This window comes from Pseudoalteromonas sp. TB41 (genome assembly GCF_000497975.1).
Classification (GTDB): Bacteria; Pseudomonadota; Gammaproteobacteria; order Enterobacterales; family Alteromonadaceae; genus Pseudoalteromonas; species Pseudoalteromonas tetraodonis.
The window spans coordinates 51,275-68,679 of record NZ_AUTH01000067.1; the positions used below are offsets into that span (position 1 = coordinate 51,275).

20 protein-coding genes are annotated in these 17,405 nt (G+C 40.8%); 8 read left to right on the plus strand and 12 right to left on the minus strand.

The features are described 5' to 3' along the window. Positions 1-99: 99 nt before the first annotated feature. Positions 100-228 carry a hypothetical protein gene (locus L641_RS23730; RefSeq protein ID WP_275450850.1) on the minus strand — a complete coding sequence of 43 codons (129 nt, stop codon included), beginning with the start codon at positions 226-228 and terminating at the stop codon, positions 100-102. Positions 229-619: 391 nt separating this feature from the next. Here L641_RS23730 and L641_RS0109065 point away from each other — a divergent pair, with 391 nt between their 5' ends. The 4 genes from L641_RS0109065 to gpsA are packed head-to-tail and all read left to right on the plus strand — an operon-like array spanning position 620 to position 2,873. Continuing rightward, positions 620-1,051 carry a rhodanese-like domain-containing protein gene (locus tag L641_RS0109065; RefSeq protein WP_013465947.1) on the plus strand — a complete coding sequence of 144 codons (432 nt, stop codon included), beginning with the start codon at positions 620-622 and terminating at the stop codon, positions 1,049-1,051. 32 nt (positions 1,052-1,083) lie between these two features. Further along, positions 1,084-1,341 (plus strand): glutaredoxin 3, encoded by a 258-nt coding sequence (gene grxC / locus L641_RS0109070; RefSeq protein WP_016899746.1) that lies wholly within the window; start codon positions 1,084-1,086, stop codon positions 1,339-1,341. 38 nt (positions 1,342-1,379) lie between these two features. Next, positions 1,380-1,862, plus strand: a complete 483-nt coding sequence (secB, locus tag L641_RS0109075) for a protein-export chaperone SecB (protein ID WP_024601723.1) — start codon at positions 1,380-1,382, stop codon at positions 1,860-1,862. Positions 1,863-1,865: 3 nt separating this feature from the next. Further along, complete coding sequence (gene gpsA, locus L641_RS0109080; RefSeq protein WP_013465944.1) at positions 1,866-2,873, plus strand: NAD(P)H-dependent glycerol-3-phosphate dehydrogenase; 1,008 nt, start codon at positions 1,866-1,868, stop codon at positions 2,871-2,873. A 66-nt stretch (positions 2,874-2,939) separates the two neighbouring features. On the opposite strand, the gene trmL is transcribed toward gpsA, so the two are convergent. Beyond that, on the minus strand, positions 2,940-3,404 hold the full coding sequence (gene trmL / locus L641_RS0109085) for a tRNA (uridine(34)/cytosine(34)/5-carboxymethylaminomethyluridine(34)-2'-O)-methyltransferase TrmL (RefSeq protein WP_024601724.1): 465 nt from the start codon (positions 3,402-3,404) through the stop codon (positions 2,940-2,942). 157 nt (positions 3,405-3,561) lie between these two features. Here trmL and L641_RS0109090 point away from each other — a divergent pair, with 157 nt between their 5' ends. Then, the gene (locus L641_RS0109090) at positions 3,562-4,392 is read left to right on the plus strand and encodes a cation diffusion facilitator family transporter (RefSeq protein WP_076916062.1); all 831 of its coding nucleotides are present in this window, start codon (positions 3,562-3,564) and stop codon (positions 4,390-4,392) included. On the opposite strand, the gene L641_RS0109095 is transcribed toward L641_RS0109090, so the two are convergent. The 3 genes from L641_RS0109095 to L641_RS0109105 are packed head-to-tail and all read right to left on the minus strand — an operon-like array spanning position 4,389 to position 7,417. Continuing rightward, positions 4,389-5,333 carry an alpha/beta fold hydrolase gene (locus tag L641_RS0109095; RefSeq protein ID WP_024601725.1) on the minus strand — a complete coding sequence of 315 codons (945 nt, stop codon included), beginning with the start codon at positions 5,331-5,333 and terminating at the stop codon, positions 4,389-4,391. The genes L641_RS0109090 and L641_RS0109095 overlap by 4 nt on opposite strands. After that, positions 5,323-6,750, minus strand: coding sequence for an ATP-binding protein (locus L641_RS0109100; RefSeq protein ID WP_024601726.1), 1,428 nt, complete (start codon positions 6,748-6,750; stop codon positions 5,323-5,325). Before L641_RS0109100 ends, L641_RS0109095 begins: the two co-directional genes overlap by 11 nt. Then, positions 6,728-7,417, minus strand: coding sequence for a response regulator transcription factor (locus L641_RS0109105; RefSeq protein WP_016899750.1), 690 nt, complete (start codon positions 7,415-7,417; stop codon positions 6,728-6,730). The genes L641_RS0109100 and L641_RS0109105 overlap by 23 nt, the downstream gene beginning before the upstream one ends. Positions 7,418-7,584: 167 nt before the next feature. Between L641_RS0109105 and L641_RS0109110 the strand changes: the two genes are divergently transcribed. Beyond that, positions 7,585-8,076: a Spy/CpxP family protein refolding chaperone gene (locus L641_RS0109110; RefSeq protein ID WP_024601727.1), complete on the plus strand. Its 492-nt coding sequence runs from the start codon at positions 7,585-7,587 to the stop codon at positions 8,074-8,076. Between the two features lie 59 nt (positions 8,077-8,135). On the opposite strand, the gene yacG is transcribed toward L641_RS0109110, so the two are convergent. From yacG to nadC, 7 genes are all read right to left on the minus strand, one after another. Then, positions 8,136-8,366 carry a DNA gyrase inhibitor YacG gene (gene yacG, locus L641_RS0109115; RefSeq protein ID WP_024601728.1) on the minus strand — a complete coding sequence of 77 codons (231 nt, stop codon included), beginning with the start codon at positions 8,364-8,366 and terminating at the stop codon, positions 8,136-8,138. 64 nt (positions 8,367-8,430) lie between these two features. Then, the gene (gene pilB / locus L641_RS0109120) at positions 8,431-10,107 is read right to left on the minus strand and encodes a type IV-A pilus assembly ATPase PilB (protein WP_024601729.1); all 1,677 of its coding nucleotides are present in this window, start codon (positions 10,105-10,107) and stop codon (positions 8,431-8,433) included. Between the two features lie 134 nt (positions 10,108-10,241). After that, entirely contained in the window at positions 10,242-10,871 is a 630-nt protein-coding gene (gene coaE / locus L641_RS0109125) for a dephospho-CoA kinase (protein ID WP_024601730.1), read from the minus strand. A gap of 2 nt (positions 10,872-10,873) precedes the next feature. Next, entirely contained in the window at positions 10,874-11,779 is a 906-nt protein-coding gene (locus L641_RS0109130; RefSeq protein ID WP_024601731.1) for an A24 family peptidase, read from the minus strand. 253 nt (positions 11,780-12,032) lie between these two features. Further along, positions 12,033-13,262 carry a type II secretion system F family protein gene (locus L641_RS0109135; RefSeq protein ID WP_024601732.1) on the minus strand — a complete coding sequence of 410 codons (1,230 nt, stop codon included), beginning with the start codon at positions 13,260-13,262 and terminating at the stop codon, positions 12,033-12,035. Positions 13,263-13,355: 93 nt separating this feature from the next. Then, positions 13,356-13,829, minus strand: a complete 474-nt coding sequence (locus tag L641_RS0109140) for a pilin (RefSeq protein WP_216712928.1) — start codon at positions 13,827-13,829, stop codon at positions 13,356-13,358. 513 nt (positions 13,830-14,342) lie between these two features. Then, positions 14,343-15,188: a carboxylating nicotinate-nucleotide diphosphorylase gene (gene nadC, locus L641_RS0109150; RefSeq protein ID WP_024601735.1), complete on the minus strand. Its 846-nt coding sequence runs from the start codon at positions 15,186-15,188 to the stop codon at positions 14,343-14,345. 191 nt (positions 15,189-15,379) lie between these two features. On the opposite strand from nadC, the gene ampD reads away from it, so the two are divergent. Further along, positions 15,380-15,925, plus strand: a complete 546-nt coding sequence (ampD, locus tag L641_RS0109155) for a 1,6-anhydro-N-acetylmuramyl-L-alanine amidase AmpD (RefSeq protein WP_024601736.1) — start codon at positions 15,380-15,382, stop codon at positions 15,923-15,925. Positions 15,926-16,212: 287 nt separating this feature from the next. After that, positions 16,213-17,064 (plus strand): beta-lactamase regulator AmpE, encoded by an 852-nt coding sequence (gene ampE, locus L641_RS0109160; RefSeq protein ID WP_024601737.1) that lies wholly within the window; start codon positions 16,213-16,215, stop codon positions 17,062-17,064. The last annotated feature ends 341 nt before the right edge of the window (positions 17,065-17,405 follow it).

Here is a 17,405-nt window from a genome sequence, read left to right on the forward strand (position 1 = left end):
CCCTTACCTACATCCATGTAGGCAACAAAGAGTAAATCGCCCCTAGGCAGAACCCTTCGGGCAGCACCTGTTTGGCATTGATGCTGCGTTATCGCCTATTTATGGGGAATAACCACACCACATAGGCTCTGCCTTACCTAAATACCAAACAGACTGCTGCAAATTTAACCTTGAAAGATCAACAGACCCTAGCGTTGCTAAAATACACGCTAACATTAATGCCAACATGCCAAGCCTTAGCATACCGCGTTTTATAGCTAGGATCAGCAATGAAAAGTAGATATTAAAAATTTTCAATTAGGATTGGCTAAATTGAAAACTTTAAAGGGCTAGGTTATTTTTCAGTTAAAAAGAGCAGGGCATTGTGGCTTTCAAGCGTGCTTAAACTCGCATTTTTAGCTGATTTGGGTATACTTGCGCGGCTAATCTCTATTTTATTCAAGTATTGAATAGGGTTGTGGGGTAAGTTAAGCCTATCTTGTAGGTGAAAATTCAGAGTAGCCTAACAGCGCTCTATTGATTTGCTGATGAGTAACTGCTCATTGTGCAAGTGCAATTGGTAAGAATTTAAAATATCTAAAACATCCGTTTTAGTATGTAACTTTATAGTGGAAGTCGAATGGATCAATATATTGAATTTGTCTCAAACCATCCAATTCTAAGCCTAGCTTGGGTTGCGATTGCGTTTCTTATTATTAGTGGCGCAATAAAAAGTAAATTTTCAGCAATTCGTCAAATCAATCCTCAGCAGTTAACGTTACTTATTAACCGCGAAGACGGCCAGGTTGTTGATATGCGTGGGCAAAAAGAGTTTAAAACCGGCCATATTGCCGGTGCTGTGCACTTAAACCCAGAAAAAGCTAAAGAATCTGATTTCTCGACCCTTGAAAAGTATAAGAGCAAACCCATTATAGTGGTATGTGCTGCAGGCATGACTGCCTCAGGTGTTGCAACCGCAATGCATAAAGCAGGCTATGAACAAGTTTATGTTTTATCTGGCGGTATGGGTGCGTGGCAATCAGCAAGTCTGCCAACAACAAGCGGTCGCTAATATCTCTTAGCTAAACCGATTAAGGATTAATTATGAGTAACGTTGTTTTATACACCAAAGGATATTGTCCTTTTTGTCATCGCGCATTAGCGCTGTTAGACAGTAAAGGTGTAAAATACACAAATATTGATATTGGCGTTCAGCCAGAGCTTCGCGATGAAATGATCGCCAAAGCCGGTGGCGCAAGCACGGTTCCACAAATTTTTATTAACGATGAACACATCGGTGGCTGTGACGACATGATGGCACTAGAAGCGCAAGGTCACCTTGATGCTAAGCTCAGTGCTTAATTTAATTAATTATAATAAATAACAGGTTAGGAATAACAATGAACGAACAAAATCAAAACGCAGAAGCTGATGCAGGTGCACAGTTTACTATTCAACGTATTTACACTAAAGATGTATCGTTTGAAACGCCAAATTCGCCAGCTATTTTTCAAAAAGAGTGGGCTCCAGAAGTAAAATTAGATTTAGATACACGCTCTAACAAACTTGATGAAGGTGTTTACGAAGTAGTGCTTGCACTAACTGTAACGGCATCTATCGGTGAAGAAACTGCGTTTTTATGTGAAATTCAACAAGCAGGTATCTTTACGATTGCTGACGTTGAAGAAATGCAATTAGCGCACATGCTAGGTGCATTTTGCCCTAACGTGTTATTCCCATACGCACGTGAAGCGGTATCTAACTTAGTAAATCGTGGTACGTTCCCACAACTTAATCTTGCGCCAGTTAACTTTGACGCATTATTTGCACAGTACATGCAGCAACGCACAGCGCAAGCTGAGCAGGCTACAGCAGACGCTTAATTTATGAATACAGCCACATCAGCTGTTACTGTTTTAGGGGCGGGGTCGTATGGCACCGCCCTTGCTATTTGTTTAGCCCGAAATGGTCACAAAGTGACTTTATGGGGACGCAATAGCCAAGACGTTGCGACGCTTGCAGCTGAGCGAAAAAATCAACGTTACTTACCTGATATTCCTTTTCCTGACACCTTAATCCTTGAAGCAGATTTACAGCGTGCAACGCAAAGTAGCGATATTGTTTTGGTTGTTGTGCCAAGCCACGCATTTGCTGACACATTAAAGCAAATCAAACCTGCTTTGCGCCCAAATGCAAAAATAGCATGGGCCACCAAAGGACTAGAGCCAAATACTGGGCGTTTGTTACAAGAAGTAGCAGTGCAAGAGCTAGGTGAAGAGGTGCCACTAGCGGTGCTTTCTGGGCCAACCTTTGCCAAAGAAATGGCGATGGGATCACCAACTGCAATTTCGGTGTCATCAACATCATCGGCATTTGCTAAACAAATAGCCGATTTATTGCATTGCGGGCGCTCGTTTAGGGTGTATAACAATGATGATTTTATTGGTATACAGCTCGGTGGTGCGGTTAAAAACGTGATTGCCATTGGTGCGGGAATTTCTGATGGTGTAGGGTTTGGTGCAAATGCACGTACCGCGCTTATTACTCGTGGTTTAGCAGAGTTGTCGCGTTTAGGGTGTGCACTGGGTGCAAAACCTGAAACTTTTATGGGTATGGCCGGGTTAGGTGATCTAATTCTGACCTGTACCGATAACCAATCGCGCAACCGCCGTTTTGGTTTAGCCTTAGGCAAAGGTGAGAGTGTTGATGATGCCATTGCATCAATCGGCCAAGTGGTTGAAGGCTTTAGAAATACCAAAGAAGTGTACTTACTAGCTCAACGCGCTGGTGTGGAAATGCCAATTACCGAGCAAATATACAAAGTACTCTATGAAAATAAAGACATGAAAGCAGCTGCTATGGCGTTATTAGGTCGTGAACAAAAGTCAGAATAAATGCTTCACTATTCTTTAAAAATTAAAAAACCGACATAATGTCGGTTTTTTATTATTGGTAAATAATTACTGCGCGTTTACAAAGCCAAGCTGGCGCCAAGATTCATACACAAACACAGCTACTGCATTAGACAGATTCATACTGCGACTATCGGCTTGCATAGGTATACGCACGCGTTGCTCGTTTGGCAGTGCTTGAATCATGTCATCAGGTAAGCCTCGGGTTTCTGGTCCGAATACTAAGCAATCACCCGCTTCATACTGTACTTGGTGATGAAATTGGCTACCTTTAGTGGTGCAAGCATACACTTTTTTAGGTTGGCACTTTTCTAAGTAAGCATCAAATGAGGCATGGCGTTGTACATGGCTAAATTCGTGATAGTCAAGTCCAGCGCGTTTTACACGTTTGTCATCCCACTCAAACCCTAACGGTTCAATTAAATGCAATGAATAGCCAGTATTGGCACATAAACGAATGATATTCCCGGTGTTAGGCGGAATTTCAGGTTGGTATAAAACAATATCCAGCACAATAAGCCCTATAAAATCTTTAATTTGACTGGCTCAGTATACACGAACAATGAATAAAAAATGATATACTACAAACATTAAATACATCTTACACTTGGACAGATACGTGCATAATCGCAGTTATGAATTTTGGGTCAAAGCTTCAAGCATAGTGACCATGGTCATGGTGAGCCTAATGATTGCGACCAAAGCATGGGCTTGGCTGGCGTCGGGTTCGGCGTCGATGCTTGGCTCACTCACTGATTCATTAATGGATATTACCGCGACGCTAATGAGCTTTTTAGTTTTATCGTATGCACTGCGTCCTGCGGATGATGACCACCGGTTTGGTCACGGTAAAGCGGAGGCGCTTGCAGGGTTGGGCCAAGCTGCATTTATTGCGGGCTCGGGCTGTTTATTAATGTTTCACGGTATCGAGCGATTAATAAACCCAGTAGAGCTTTCGCACTCATTATTAGGTGTATGGGTGAGTATTTTTGCCATTGCTTGTACCTTGGTAATTGTATTTGTGCAAAATAAAGTCGTGAAGCACACTGAATCAATCGCCATCAAAGCCGACTCCGTTCACTATAAGGGCGATTTAATTTTAAATGCGGCGGTATTGCTTGCTATTTTACTCGCCTACTATGGCGTACTGTATGCCGACCCATTGTTTGCTATCGGTGTGGCAGGTTATTTATTGTATAACAGTTGGGATATAGCAACCGAAAGTGCCTCGCATTTAATGGACAAAGAGCTACCCGATGAAGAAAAGCAAAGTATTTTTGAAATAGCGCGTAACCATAATGATGTTTATGGCGTTCACGGTATTCGCACTCGACAGGGCGGTAAAGTTAAGTTTATTCAACTGCATTTAGAGCTTGATGACAATTTACCGCTTATTCGTGCCCATAAAGTGGCAGATGAAGTGGAGCTGATGATCACTCAGCAATTTGAATCTGAAGTTGATATTTTGATTCACCTAGATCCGCTGTCGCTTAGTAGTTAACCTATTGAATCACAAAATTTATAAAGGCTTGTTAGCAATGGTTGGCGAATTTCGTCCCGCTCAAAAAACAGCTCGTGCTTAGCCCCTTTAAACTGCTTTATTAGGGTGTTTTTATGTCGGCTTGCAAGCTTATGCTGGGCTTGGTTATCAACCACTTCGTCATTTTCTGCGCTGGCTATAAATAACGGGGTTGTTATGGATAGTTTATCGAGCGCTTTAATAAATGAAAAAACAGTATGCAGCCAGCCATAGGTAACACCGCCTAATTGTAATAGTGGCGTTTGCTGATAAGTTGCCCTAAATTGATCATAGCGTATTTGGCTACTGGTTAAAGTGTTAAGCGCAAACTCTTCAGGTGTATAATCGCTTTGTCCTAACGCATAACACCCTGAGAACCCTAATAATGACGCACTGGCAGCGATAAACTGTGCTACGGGTTTTGGTATTCCTTTAGTATGAATATCAAACATAGGGGCTGATAAAAATGCCCCACTAAAGTCATGTGAGTAACGTGCTAAGTAATCAAACGCAATAGCGCCGCCCATTGAATGGCTAAGCAGTAGTTTTTTACCTTGCCAATGCTGCTTTACCACCTCAAGATTGAATTGATTGAGATCGTGACTGTAATCTTCAAATTGTTTGACATAGCCTTTATGGGGGTTTTTTAATAACCGATAAGAGCGCCCTTGGCCTTGGTGATCAACAATAAAAACAGCATAATTATTACAATAAAGCTCCCAAAGCAGCTCTTTGTATTTATCGAGTCCTTCAATGCGCCCAGAACTAATAACAATGGCAGTGTGAGCCTGTTTAGGCTTAGCGTAAGCATAAAATAATTTACCGGCAGCCGTGCTTAAATAGGCTTTTTTGAGTGTATTAGTATAAAACTCATTAATGGCAGGCAGGTTATTTTCAAGCTCGCTTTCATTGCTATAAAACATGGTCTCTCTTTTGTATTGGTAAGCTTATCTCAACGCATAACCCGCCAGCGTCCTTATTTGATAAAGCTAAATTTCCGCCGTGGGCAATCACTGCATTTTTTGCAATGGCTAAACCCAGCCCAGTGCCGCCGCTGACGCGATCGCGGGCGTCTGATTGCCTAAAAAATGGCTCACATAGTTTATCAAGTTGCGCTGCGGGAACGCCAGGGCCGTCATCACATATTTGTATAGTAATGATATCACTGTGTTTTAAGGTGATGCTAATAGTATGTTGTGCGTATTTAATTGCATTACGTAAAATATTTTCTAGAGCACTGGCAATCAGCATTTCGTCGCACTCTATATTTACCTCAGCATCACCTTGAATATGCAGCGTTTTATTGTGCTGTTTTGCTTCAAACTGAGCATCGTTAATCACATGGTTAACAATAACTTGTAACGACTGCGCCTGCAGTGATAAAGGTTGGCTATTGGCTTCTAAGCGCGATACCTGCAATACATCGGCTATCATTTTATCAAGTTGATTTGCTTCTTTTTCAATACGCAATAAATACGATTGGCTGGCCTCACTCGCTTGCATTTGCGCCAGCCCTGTGGCCATTTTTAAGCGTGTTAGTGGGGAGCGCAATTCATGGGATATATCGGCAAGTAAACGCTTTTGAGCGCTAAGTAGTTGCTCTAATTGATCAGCCATACGGTTAAAATCGCGTCCTAAAACTCCAAGCTCATCTTTTCGCTGACTATTTATTGCCGCGCGCGCACTTAAATCGCCATTTGAGAGTCTAATTGCAGCTTGTTTTAAACTATTTATAGGGGCAATTAAGTTACGACTAAATAAAAAGCTTAATGTAAGTGAGGCGATAATGGCGATAGAAATTTTTAACCAAACCGGCAACAATCTTAAGCGAATAAAGAGCGGTCGCTGTTGATTTATATCGATTTCATATAACGCAAATTCGCCTTCAGGTACTCGAATGCGCACAGGGCCAAAAGCTTGGTAATATTCAGTAAAAATAATTTGAGGTGGCATGCCTTCACTAAAGTTCAGTAAGCTAAAATCAATATTATTCTCAACTTTTTTACTGATCAAAAACTCATCGCTACTTAGTGAATTTAAATAAAGTAACTTGCGTTTACTCAAACGCGGGTGAGTAATAATGTCATGAATAGAGCGCTTGTGTTTATGTGCACTACGTTCGATACCTCGAGCCAAGTGTTCTAGATTTTTTTGCATCGGCCCTTTTAGGGGGTCATGGCTAATAGCATTGATCAGCGAAATATTACTTAAGAAAAATAGCGCAGTAAAAGTGCCAATGATCGTTAGCCAAAACCAAGCAAAGACTTTAAAAAACAAATAATGTCGAGGGTGTCTTAACCAACTAAAACGCGTTACTTTACTCTCCTTGGATAAAGACATAACCCGTCCCTCGAATAGTTTTAATTTTTTCACCCGCGATATGCTCGGCTATTTTTTTTCGAATATTACTCACATGCATATCAATAGAGCGATCAAATGACGCTAAACGCCGTCCTAGTACCTCTTCGCTTATTTGCTCTTTGCTTATAACATCAGGGGCGTGTTTTACTAATAAAGCCAATATTTCGTATTCGGTACCCGTAAGCGTGAGTGTGGTGTTATTTACACTGGCTTCACGCGTGGCAAAGTTAATAGTAATACCGTTTAAAGAGAGCTTTTTATTATTGTTATTGCTTACACTATTAATGTGTTCAATACGGCGAGTAATAGCTTTAACGCGGGCAAGGAGTTCGCGGTGGTTAAACGGTTTTGGAATATAGTCATCAGCGCCGAGCTCTAAACCAAAAATACGGTCAAAGTCTTCACCTTTAGCGGTCAACATAATCACCGGCGTTAATTTACTTTGCCTGAGTTGTTTGAGTACTTCAAAGCCATCTATAGAAGGCAACATAACATCAAGTAATATAAGCGCGTAATCGTTTTGTAAAGCAAGCTCTAAGCCTTGTTGGCCATCATGTGCGGTTTGTATGCTAAAGCCTTGTGCGCTCAGATACTCGCTTAATAGCTCACATAAACCGGTGTCATCATCAATCATTAATAGTTTCATACATTAAGCCTTACGCGCTGTTTTATGGTTTTATTTTACGCGTTTAATGTACTAAAAGTTAGTCTTTACATAACCTTTACACTGCTTTGCGTTACTTTGCATTGAGCCGGTTATAGTGAACACACTGGCTAGCAGCCAACAACCAACTCAATATTAAGGTGATGATTATGACTAAGATAAAAAACACGCTATCAAAATTAGTACTTATATGTGGCTTAACAGTAGCAACGCTCAGTGCGGGCAGCGCACTTGCAAAAGGTGATGGCCATAAACAAGGCCACTCTCAAGCACGCTTTTTACTCTCTGAGCGAGCTGCAGATAAACTGGCGCTTACTGAAGATCAACAAACACAATTAAAAGCGATTTTTGAAACACAAAAAACACAGCTCCAAGCACTAAGAGGGGCTAATAAAGAAGCCCGTAAAGCAATACGTGAAGCGTATAAAGAAAAAAAAGAGGTGTTATTATCAGCATCAACATTTGATGAAAACGCAGCCAAAGAGCTACTTGGCGAGCGCCAAGTAAAAGCTGAGCAAATGGGATTAATTAAACTTAAAACGCAACATCAAATTTGGCAGGTCTTAAATGCTGAGCAACGTGAACAGCTTGAAAAAATGCAACAACGTAAAGATAAAAAGCATCGCAAACAAAGAGCATAACGCTTTCAAGTAAAGCAAAAAGCCAGCTTTTAGCTGGCTTTTTTTTTTAAGTCGTTTTATTACTTAAAAAAGTCATCTTCGTTTTTTGCCATCATTGCTTCAATATCTTCAATCATGTCTTGGCTGAACTCATCTGCAGATGTAATCGGCGCTGAAATTTTATTATTTTCAAACGACCATTCACCTAAATCAATAAGTTGGCAACGTTTTGAACAAAAAGGGCGATTCGGACTTTGTGCTGACCATTCTACTTTTGCTTTACAGGTTGGGCAGTTAACCACTGTTGGCATAATTTACTCTCACATTAATATAGGCTTTGCGACTCAATTTATAATAAACAGCTAAGCTTTCTATTTAAAAACTAGTAACACGATTAATCTCAGCAAGTGAGGTCACACCCTCTGCGGCTTTACGAATACCCGATAAACGCAAATTGTTATATCCTGCTTTAAGTGATACCTCAGCAATTTCTAATGAGTTACCGCCGCGCATTATAATTTGGGCAATTTCAGGCGTAATTTTCATTACTTCGTAAATACCAACACGGCCTTTGTAGCCATCGGTACAGTTTTCACAGCCTTTAGGTGCGTATAAAACCATGTCTTGAATTTGTTGTTCACTAAAGCCTTGGCGTATAAGCTCTTCGCGAGGTAACTGCTCTGGTGTTTTACATTTAGAGCATAATCTTCGGGCTAAACGCTGAGCTATAATTAAACTAATAGAACTGGCCACATTATACGCGGGTACACCCATATTTAACAAACGAGTAATCGTTTCTGGCGCTGAGTTGGTATGCAGTGTTGACAGTACCAAGTGACCTGTTTGCGCCGCTTTAATTGATATTTCTGCAGTTTCTAAATCACGTATTTCACCCACCATCACCACATCGGGATCTTGACGTAAAAACGCCCGCAGTGCATTAGCAAAAGTCATATCTGCTTTAGTATTTATTTGTACTTGGTTAACCCCTTCGAGGTTAATTTCTACCGGATCTTCGGCGGTACTAATATTCCGCTCCGGCTGATTGAGTATATTTAAGCCCGTATACAAAGAAACCGTTTTACCTGAACCAGTTGGGCCGGTAACCAAAATCATTCCTTGCGGTTGCTCAAGTGCATCGAGGTATAGTTTTTTCTGCTCGGGTTCATAGCCTAATACATCAATACCTAGCATGGCACTGGATGAATCAAGAATACGCATTACAATTTTTTCGCCCCACAAAGTTGGCATGGTACTAACACGAAAATCAATGCTTTTACGCTCAGTGATTTTAAGCTTAATACGGCCATCTTGTGGTTTACGCTTTTCTGCAATATCCAGTCGCGACATTACTTTTATTCGCGCCGATAGCTTACTGGCCAATGTATTTGGCGGGCTGGCTACTTCGTGCAAAATACCATCAATGCGAAAGCGAATACGGTATTTGTGTTCATAAGGTTCAAAGTGTAAATCTGAGGCGCCTTTTTTTATTGCATCCATTAAAATTTTATTAATGTAGACAATTATCGGGGCGTCGTCTTTGTCATCGTCTTTAGGAGTGTGTTCTTTGTGCTGCTCAGAATCGAGTTCAGCGAACTCTTTAAATTCGTCTTCACTTAAATTTAAACTGCCAGTGGCATCGAGTAATTGCTCAATTTTGTTATCGAGCTGGACGTAGTCAACCACAACTACTTCGCACGATAAACCCGTGCTAAATTCAAAGTTTTCAAAGGCACCATAATCGGTAGGATCTGAGGCGGCAATATACACTTTTCTGCCTTTTTGTACCAAAGGCAAAATATGGTGTTTGCGGATCAGTTTTTCTTTAACCAGCTCAGCTGATATTTGTGCAACATTAAAATCTTTTAAATCAAAAAAAGGCACTCTAAATAAATCAATGCATTGCTCAGCTAAATCTTTACTGTCTATTTTTCCACATTTAGAGATAAGCTCTGCAGTTGAGGCAAAATCTTGCTGCCGTGTTTTTACGGTATCAGTATCAACCCGGCCGAGGGTAATAAATTTTCTTAATAACGGTGAGTTAATATTCATTGCGCACCTGATTTAATCCTTCTTTAGTCAGCAATTTATCAGAAAAAAGAAAGGAATACATTAATCGTACCAATGCAGCAGACAATTTACTGATAAAAATATCAGTTTATTGCGCTGTGATTGGGTAAATTTATTTATATTGTAGACTTAGCTTGCTGTAAATAATAATTATGCAGTTTAAGTAAGTCTTGTTTTACATCGCTTAGGTCGCGGTTATTATTTAAAATATCATCCGCTTTTTGTTGTTTATGCTCTCGAGACATTTGTGCGTCAATAATTTGCTCTGCTTGTTCAATGCTTATATTGTCGCGCTGTGTAGTACGTGCTATTTGCACCTCTTTGGGGACATCTATTAGCAAAGTACGATGACAGTAGCCATCAAGCCCATTTTCAAATAATAGTGGGGCAACTAACACCACGTAGTCGCTTTGCGCGTTTTTTAAATCAATAATAAGCTGAGTGCGTATTAATGGGTGCAGCAGGGCATTGAGCCAAGTTTTTTGCTCAGGGTTACTAAAAATACGCGATCGTAGTTCGCCACGGTTTAATGCGCCATGTTCATCGAGTATGTCAGAGCCAAAATGCGCAATAATCGCTTTTAGGCCATCAGTGCCGGGTTCAACCACTTGGCGAGCTACAATATCTGCATCCACAATAGTAATACCTAGTTCTGCTAACATATCGCTAACTGCGGTTTTACCACAGCCAATCCCGCCAGTTAGTCCCAATACCCAGTTATTTTTATGATGTTGTGTATTGCTCATAGTTAGTAGCCAATAAAATTAAAATAGCTGTTTTGCAGTTGCGTTCCCCATAGCATAGTGATCCAGCCGGCTATAGCTAAGTAAGGGCCAAAAGGAATGGGGGTTGCTTTGTCTTTACCTTGAATACTCAGAAGGGCAATGCCAATTACTGCGCCAACCACGCTTGAGAGCAAAATAATGGTCAATAACGATTGCCAGCCCAGCAAGGCTCCAAATACGGCAAGTAATTTAAAGTCGCCATAGCCCATGCCTTCTTTACCGGTTATTAATTTAAACAACCAAAACACACTCCATAAGCTTAAATAGCCACATGCTGCGCCAATAATGGCATCGCTAGGGGCAATGGTATAACCCATAACTGAGGCGATTAGTGCTAACCATAAAAGCGGCAAAGTAAGCTGATCCGGCAGTAGCATGTGATCAATATCAATAAAAGTCAGTGCTACCAATGCCCAAGTCACTACAATGTACAATAAAGCCTGCTCAGTTGCGCCAAAGGTGTAAGCAACCACTAAACTTAAAATAGCCGTAATAGCCTCAACGCTTGGGTAACGAATTGAAATTGGGTTATCACAGGTTGCGCATTTACCTTTTAAAAATAACCAACTAATAATGGGGATATTTTGCCATGGCTTAATGGCTGCTTTGCACTTTGGGCAGCATGAATTGGGTTTAACTAAGTTAAACGTGTCAGTAGCGGCTGTATGGTGAGTATGGGAGCTGGTTAGTTCATCGGCTAATAATAAGCGGCATTCAGTTTGCCATTCTTTTTGCATCATTAGCGGCAAGCGGTATATCACCACATTTAAAAAGCTACCAATACATAAACTCACCAGTCCAATAGTGGTTAAGTAAAACCATAAATGGTTTTGCATCGTGGCGGTGATATCAATAAAAAGACTTTGCATTTATTTTACCTAAAACTAAATTCTGTGTTGATAATACAGTTGTTTTATATAAGTGCAAAGTTAGGGTTTAGGATGGTAGGTTCGAAGTTCGAAGTTCGAAGTTCGAGGTTCGAGCGACGAGTTGCGTGGAACCACTGCGCTTTAATTGTTCTGTAGGCGAGGCTTTATGCCGCGCACTTTAGTTGCGGGCAACGGGCAACGGGCAACGGGCTTCGGGTAACGGGCCTAGAAACTCGAAACTCGAAGCTCGAAGCTAAATAACTGAACCTAGTTGGAATATAGGTAAGTACATGGCGACAATTAAGCCACCGACTAATACACCGAGCACTGCCATTATTAACGGCTCAAGTAAGCTAGATAGGCCATCTACGGCGTCATCTACTTCTTGCTCATAAATTGTGGCAACTTTAGCCAGCATGCCATCAAGCGATCCTGACTCTTCACCAATGGCAACCATTTGTATTACCATATCTGGGAATATTTTTGAATTACGCATCGCCCAGTTCATTTGATTACCTGAACTTACCTCGGCTTTTATTTCTAAAATAGCATAACGATAAACCGCATTACCTGATGCTCCAGCTGCAGAATCAAGCGCATCTACCAGCGGTACACCCGCAGCAAAGGTGGTCGATAAAGTACGCGCATAGCGCGCGACCGCTGCTTTATTGAGTATCATGCCAATAACTGGGAGTTTAAGTATGGCGCGGTCAGTGGCATCACGCAGCTTTAAGCTTCTTAAATGTGCTTCTTTAAATATATAACCGAATGCCACAACGCCAATGAGGGCTATCCACCAATTTGCTTGCATAAATTCCGAGATACCTATCACAAATAAGGTAAAAGCAGGCAACTCGGCGCCAAAGCCAGCAAAAATATCCTGAAACTGTGGCACTACAAAAATAAGCAAAATAGAGGTAACAATCAGAGCCACTACCAATACCGCTATAGGATAAAACATGGCTTTTTTAATTTTTGATTTCAGCGCTTCTGATTTTTCTTTATAAAGCGCAACGCGGTCAAATATTTTATCCAAAGAGCCCGATTGCTCACCTGATGCCACTAAATCGCAATATAAATCATCAAAATAACGAGGGTATTTTCTAAGTGCGTTAGAAAGCGGTAACCCAGCTTTTACTTCATCGCCAATAGCGCTCATCAGCTTACTCACGCTTTTATTGGTGGAGCCTGACGCTATCATTTCAATGGATTGAATTAGCGGCACACCCGCCATAAGCATAGTGGCTATTTGCCTAGTTACTAAGGCAATATCTTTTGGAGTGATTTTTTGTATGCTTTGCAGGCCAAATAGTGGCTTAGCTTTTCGCTTTACTTTTGAAGGGGTAATGCCCTGTTTGCGTAACTGTGCCTTAACTAAAGCTATGCTTGAGCCAGATAATTCACCTTCAAGCTTTTTCCCTCGAGCACTAACACCCACCCATTGGAAGGTATCTAAGCCTCTATCTTCTTGCTTTTTTGCCACAAATATTACTTCCGACTGTTTATTAAAGCATAACTTACTGTGAAGAAAAAAGCGCTCAAAAGAGCGCTTAATTTTTTCTTCTGTGTTCTGCTGTTATCCACCAGTACCAGTACCAGTACCAGTACCAGTACCAGTACTAGCAGTACCATCACAACCTGTTGGTTTGTGCTCTGCATCCGCATCTGTTGAACAAGTCCAAGCTCCTTCTGTTGAACGAGATAGTGTTACCTTTTTGCCATTTACAGCAGGTCCACCATCAACAGTTCCAACGATTGAACCAGAACCATCGGCTGGTGTAGATGTGATTACTGTTCCAGAGCAAGCTTTGTTATTTATACCCATTTCTGCAGTTGTCATACTTGCAGACGCCGTACCTTCATTCATTTTAATTTCGAATGCAGTTTTACCCGGTGAAATTTCCGCTAAACATGCTGTAACCTGAGACTTAGCTGTATAATTTTGATAAGCAGGCAGTGCTACTGCTGCTAAAATACCGATGATTGCTACTACAATCATTAATTCAATTAGGGTGAAACCCTTTTGGTTTTGTTGTGTCATTGTTTGCATGTTTCCTCTCCTAAAGGATAATGTTGCGGTAAGCCAAACGGGTATAAGTTTTTTAAATTTAACTTATGTTGTTCACTTAACCTGTTACTACAAAAATAAAATCATTTTGCCAAATTTAGTGCTTTGTTTAAGCGATAAAAAATTTTTCCGCGAAGACACGCACTTTATGGCGGTTATTCGTTAATTTGTCCCTTACTTGAGCATAAACCTAACTATTAAAAGTTAGTTATAACCCGCGTAAGTTACAAGCTAATTATAAAAATAAACCCTATCGCTTATTTTTACTCTGTCCCTTATAAATGCTTTTTCACTCTTTTTAACTAATTAAATATTTAAAACTAGTCAATATGAACGAGTCTAACACTGTTTATTGCGCTTTTGTATGTAAAAACTTTATAAAAAACGCATTAATTTAATAACTTGTTACAAATAGTCCTTTTGGATTATTTAATGCCCTTTTTTAAAAGCTGTCAATCAATTAGCGCAAGAAACTATAAATAAATTTTACATTATTTACTCAAATCGCATCGATAAATCGATTGATTGTAAATTTTTTGTAAGCGCACCACTTGAGATAAAGTCGACCCCAGCTTGTGAGTAGGCTTTGAGCGTTTCTAAGGTCATATTGCCCGACACTTCAAGTTTAGCGCGCTTATTTGTAATGCTAACCGCTTGGCGTATTTGCTCAGGATTAAAATTATCTAACATTATAATGTCGGCGCCTGCGCTAATGGCTTGCTCTAGCTCATCAAACGATTCAACCTCAACCTCTATAGGTTTATCGGCATGATTTAGCTTAGCTTGAGCTACTGCGTTATTAATTCCTCCGCAGGCTGCTATGTGGTTTTCTTTAATTAAAAACGCATCAAACAATCCAATTCGGTGGTTTGCACCGCCGCCACACTTCACTGCATATTTTTGCAGCGCTCTAAGTCCTGGAATGGTTTTACGGGTATCGAGTAGTTGCGTGCTAGTGCCACTTAACTCTTTTACATAGTGCGCTGTAGTTGTGGCCGTCCCAGAAAGCGTTTGTACAAAGTTAAGTGCGGTGCGCTCGGCTGTTAAAATAGCGCGAGCAGAACCTGATGCGGTAAATAAAGTGCTATTGGCACTGACAAAGTCGCCATCGTTCACGCATATATTTACAACCACGCTTGGGTCGACTTGTTTGAACACTTCAATGATTAGGTCTTTGCCACAAAAGATGCAGTCTTCACGGGTGATCACTTTCGCATGGGCTTGCTCTGCTTGAGGAATAAGCTGTGCGGTAATATCGCCTTGTTCGGCGCTTTGATAATTTAGATCTTCATTAAGTGCTAAGGTAACAAGTTGACTAATTAGGGTATGCGAAATAGACATGAAAAAGCTCATAATAGATAATAAATTAACTAAATTTTACTCTGTTTAATTACTAAATAGAAGCTGCTAACAACTAAACTAATCAGCCAGCGCTTAATTTACACGTTGATCATATTTTATCGTTTAGTATTACGCTATCTTTATAGGGTTAAATCTATTAGCATCTTGATATACATCAATTTTGGTTAGTTATGAAAATAGATTCTTTAGGCGTTATAAATAATATTAACCAGCGGGCGTGTAGCCATTTTGACGAGCGACCTGCTCAGTGCGATATTTCGCTGTTGGTTATTCATAATATTTCATTGCCCGCAGGGCAGTTTAACACTCCGCACGTTGATGATTTATTTATGGGGTGTATTGATTGTAATGCGCACCCTAGCTTTAGTGACCTAGAAGGGCTTAAGGTATCAGCGCATTGTTTTATTAAGCGCTGCGGCGAAGTTATACAGTATGTGCCTTTTGAAAAACGTGCATGGCATGCGGGGCGCTCCTGCTTTGCTGGGCAACAAAATTGTAATGATTTTAGTATAGGTATAGAGCTTGAAGGCACAGATACAACTAACTATACCGATGCGCAATATCAAAGTTTAGCTGCATTGGCGCAGGCTATTATGCAGCGCTATCCAAAAATAACAGCCAGTAATATAGTTGGGCATTGCGATATAGCCCCTGGGCGAAAAACCGACCCTGGAGCGAGTTTTAACTGGCGTAAGTTTTTTAACCTAATTAAATAACTAGGGTCTGTTGACCTTTCAAGGTTAAATTTGCAGCAGTCTGTTTGGTATTTAGGCAAGGCAGCGCCTATGTGGTGTGGTTATTCCCCATAAATAGGCGATAACGTAGCATCAATGCCAAACAGGCGCTGCCCTTCGGGTTCTGCCTAGGGACGATTTACTCTTTGTTGCTCGGTTTTGACTTAGCCCACTAGGTTACAAACCTCGCGCCGCGATTAAATCGCCCCTAGTTTGAACAAATTATAATCCGCAAGGGTCAACAGACCCTAAATTAAGCGAGTAACAACATGATTTTGGTTTCAATAATAATTGCACTGATACTTGAGCGTTTAGGTGCTCGCTCTGCGCATTGGCAAATGAGTTATTACGCTAATGGCTACTTAACTCGCTCTGTTAACTTATTGACCAATAAAGGTTTATTTGGCACAGCAACAGGTTTTTTAATTTGGCTATTACTGCCTGTGATTGCTGTTGGGTGTGTGTATTTTTTATCAGACTTTGCACTTTGGCAGCTTGTTTTTAATGTGGCGGTGTTACTCGTTTGTTTTGGTTGTGCTAAGCAACGCGCTTTGTATAAGTCGTATTTAAATGCACTGACCCGAGGGGATCAAACCGCTGCGTCTTTGTATGCTTTGCAATTAGGGCAAAAACGCACCCAAGAGCAACAAGGCGGCGAAACCTTAGGGCAAACGCTGGCTTGGGTTAACTTTCGATTTTATTGTGCGGTTATATTTTGGTTTGTGGTATTGGGCGTTGCTGGTGCTGTTTTTTATGCATTAGTACGTACCTTTGCCGACTTAGTCAGTGACAACCGTGATGAAGTCATTGCTAAGCATTTTAAACTCCTCCACCGTTTATTGTTTTGGCTTGATTGGCTCCCTGCGCGTATTACCAGTTTTGGCTATTTAGTGATTGGTAACTTTAATAAAGGGACTAGCTGTTGGTTACATTACGTGTTTGACTTTTCAAGTCCTAATCGCAAGGTGGTTACTTATACGGCGCTAGCGGCTGAAAAAGTTGAAGAGCGCTACTATGGTTGCACCTTTGAAGCCACCTGTATGATCAAACTGGTTAAGCGAAATGTACTTTTTTACTTAGTGTTAATTGCCTTGATGACTTTATTTGGTGGTTTAAGTTAAAGAGCAGGGATTAGGCTTTAGATTCTAGGCACTAGGGTTTACTTTTGCTTCTCATTTACTCTCATTGTCTTCTCTTTGTGTAATAGTTTTTAAGTAATTTATTTACCACAGAGAATGCAGAGTACACAGAGTAAGTGACAATGAATGGTTTTTCCCTCTGTGGAACGCGAAGCGTCTCTGTGCCCTCTGCGGTTCAAAAAATAAATATATTTGGTGCCTGGTTTTAGGTTCTAGGCAGAGATTAAACTAAGCATAGTGTTGGGTTAATCGTAGGCGGGGCTTTATGCTGCGCACTTTACGCTTTTTCTTGCGGGCTAAGAGCTGCGGGCTTAAACCTTTAA

Excerpts from the sequence above, each read along its gene's own strand:
- grxC (WP_016899746.1), top strand. The coding sequence starts at position 1,084 with ATGAGTAACGTTGTTTTATACACCAAAGGATATTGTCCTTTTTGTCAT.
- ampD (WP_024601736.1), top strand. The coding sequence starts at position 15,380 with ATGAAAATAGATTCTTTAGGCGTTATAAATAATATTAACCAGCGGGCG.
- L641_RS0109130 (WP_024601731.1), bottom strand. The coding sequence starts at position 11,779 with ATGCAAAGTCTTTTTATTGATATCACCGCCACGATGCAAAACCATTTA.
- L641_RS0109105 (WP_016899750.1), bottom strand. The coding sequence starts at position 7,417 with ATGAAACTATTAATGATTGATGATGACACCGGTTTATGTGAGCTATTA.
- secB (WP_024601723.1), top strand. The coding sequence starts at position 1,380 with ATGAACGAACAAAATCAAAACGCAGAAGCTGATGCAGGTGCACAGTTT.
- L641_RS0109095 (WP_024601725.1), bottom strand. The coding sequence starts at position 5,333 with ATGTTTTATAGCAATGAAAGCGAGCTTGAAAATAACCTGCCTGCCATT.
- ampE (WP_024601737.1), top strand. The coding sequence starts at position 16,213 with ATGATTTTGGTTTCAATAATAATTGCACTGATACTTGAGCGTTTAGGT.
- L641_RS0109100 (WP_024601726.1), bottom strand. The coding sequence starts at position 6,750 with ATGTCTTTATCCAAGGAGAGTAAAGTAACGCGTTTTAGTTGGTTAAGA.
- L641_RS0109110 (WP_024601727.1), top strand. The coding sequence starts at position 7,585 with ATGACTAAGATAAAAAACACGCTATCAAAATTAGTACTTATATGTGGC.
- nadC (WP_024601735.1), bottom strand. The coding sequence starts at position 15,188 with ATGTCTATTTCGCATACCCTAATTAGTCAACTTGTTACCTTAGCACTT.
- pilB (WP_024601729.1), bottom strand. The coding sequence starts at position 10,107 with ATGAATATTAACTCACCGTTATTAAGAAAATTTATTACCCTCGGCCGG.
- yacG (WP_024601728.1), bottom strand. The coding sequence starts at position 8,366 with ATGCCAACAGTGGTTAACTGCCCAACCTGTAAAGCAAAAGTAGAATGG.
- L641_RS23730 (WP_275450850.1), bottom strand. The coding sequence starts at position 228 with ATGTTGGCATTAATGTTAGCGTGTATTTTAGCAACGCTAGGGTCTGTT.
- gpsA (WP_013465944.1), top strand. The coding sequence starts at position 1,866 with ATGAATACAGCCACATCAGCTGTTACTGTTTTAGGGGCGGGGTCGTAT.
- L641_RS0109140 (WP_216712928.1), bottom strand. The coding sequence starts at position 13,829 with ATGCAAACAATGACACAACAAAACCAAAAGGGTTTCACCCTAATTGAA.
- L641_RS0109090 (WP_076916062.1), top strand. The coding sequence starts at position 3,562 with ATGGTCATGGTGAGCCTAATGATTGCGACCAAAGCATGGGCTTGGCTG.
- coaE (WP_024601730.1), bottom strand. The coding sequence starts at position 10,871 with ATGAGCAATACACAACATCATAAAAATAACTGGGTATTGGGACTAACT.
- L641_RS0109065 (WP_013465947.1), top strand. The coding sequence starts at position 620 with ATGGATCAATATATTGAATTTGTCTCAAACCATCCAATTCTAAGCCTA.